At 65.1% G+C, this 1605-nt stretch carries 2 pseudogenes; one reads left to right on the forward strand and one right to left on the reverse strand.

Annotated elements, in window-relative coordinates:
* Positions 1-71 precede the first annotated feature (71 nt).
* Positions 72-881 (forward strand): annotated as a pseudogene (locus BM140_RS24985) (IS256 family transposase); the annotation flags it as partial.
* 189 nt (positions 882-1070) lie between these two features.
* On the opposite strand, the pseudogene BM140_RS25290 reads toward BM140_RS24985, so the two are convergent.
* Positions 1071-1250, reverse strand: a pseudogene (locus BM140_RS25290) (IS256 family transposase); the annotation flags it as partial.
* Positions 1251-1605: the final 355 nt, after the last annotated feature.

A 1605-nucleotide genomic window follows, 5' to 3' on the forward strand; every position in this document is an offset into this window, starting at 1 on the left:
AGCGCCGCGCCGACATCTACGACGCCTTCACCACCCTCAACCAGATCAGACGGTTCTGTTAGGCGCTCTAAGTCTCGCGATCGTGCGAGGAGATCGACGAGCGGGTCAACGCCTTCCTTGAACTGCCGATCGAGGGTGAATGGCCCTACCTCTAGATCGACGCGACCGACGTGACGGTGCGGGACGCCGGCCGCGTCGTATCGGTGGCGGTGATCGTAGTGGTGGGCGTCAACAGCAATGGCCGCAGGGAAGTGCTGGGCATGGATGTCGGCCTGTCCGAGGCCGAGACCTTCTGGACCGCCTTTTCTCCGCAAGCCGGCGCGCCGTGGCCTGCGCGGCGTCAAGCTCGTGATCTCGGGACGCCCACGAGGGCATCAAGGCTTCGGTGGCCAAGGTGATGAGCGCCACGTGGCAGCGCTGCCGCGTCCACTTGATGCGCAAAGCCCTGGCTCATGCCGGCCGCAGCGGGCAGCGGGTGTTCTCCGCCTTCATCGCCACCGCATTCGCCCTGTATGATGCAGAAGCCGCCCGGCAGTAATGGCGGCGCGTGGCCGACCAACTCCGGGCCAAGGTGCCCAAGCTCGCCGCCCTGATGGACAGCGCCGAGACCGACGTACTCGTCTACATGGGCTTCCGCGCCGCCCACCGGATCAAGCTCCACAGCACCAACTCGTTGGAGCGGCTAAACGCCGAGATCAAGCGCCGGACCAAGGTGGTCGGCATCTTCCCCAACGAGGCAACCATCACCCGTCTCGTTGGCGCGATCCTGCTGAAGCAGAACGACGATTAGGCCGTCCAGCGCGCCCGCTACATGACCGGGGACAAGCATCGCCCCGATGGGCGATGACCCCCTCGTTGGTCTGCCCGCCCTGGCAGTCTGACCGACCCGGCCCAGCCGGTGATCGTGATGGCCCTCAGCGAGCTACACCACCCCAAGGGACACGACCGGTCGATCAACGTGAGCGCGTCGTGGCCGCCGTCCCTCCATGCAGTCTCAGGCGTACCACCGTAGCCATTGCGCTGAACCAGACGCTCTCCGTTATTGTGCTGCATCGGCTTTTTTCCGAAAGCCGCTCCGCACCTTTCGGGCCGATGCCCTCGGCGCTCTTCTCGCCGTCAGCGGCCCCGGTCAGGCCGCCGACTTCCATCTCCATCGGCCGGTCGGCGGCAAAGCCGATCATCTCGCCCAGCAGATCGGTGTCGGCACCCTTTTCCATCAGGCCCCGAAGGGCCATCATCTCGTCGGTCATCGGAGGTCTCCCGGATGCGGGGTTGGCGGTCGCAACCCGACCGTACCCGGCAACCGCCGATGCCCCCCCCTCAGCGAACACCACAGGCCGGGACATGATCGACCGCTTGCTTTGATTGCGCGACGGCGGGCTCTTTGTCGGAGCGATCGCCCCCTCCCCCGTTTCGTGTCATATCCGACCGGCGGAAGCGCGGTTTCCATGTCTGCTGGGTGGCGTTGGTTTGGGAACGACAGAACGCCCCGTGCGGTGGCACGGGGCTTGGTGTGATAGGTTTGTTGTGTGTGGTGTGTTGTGTTTGGTTGCGGGGGCTGGATTTGAACCAGCGACCTTCAGGTTATGAGCCTGACGAGCTACC

It is taken from the genome of Methylorubrum salsuginis (genome assembly GCF_900114375.1).
Lineage (GTDB): Bacteria > Pseudomonadota > Alphaproteobacteria > Rhizobiales > Beijerinckiaceae > Methylobacterium > Methylobacterium salsuginis.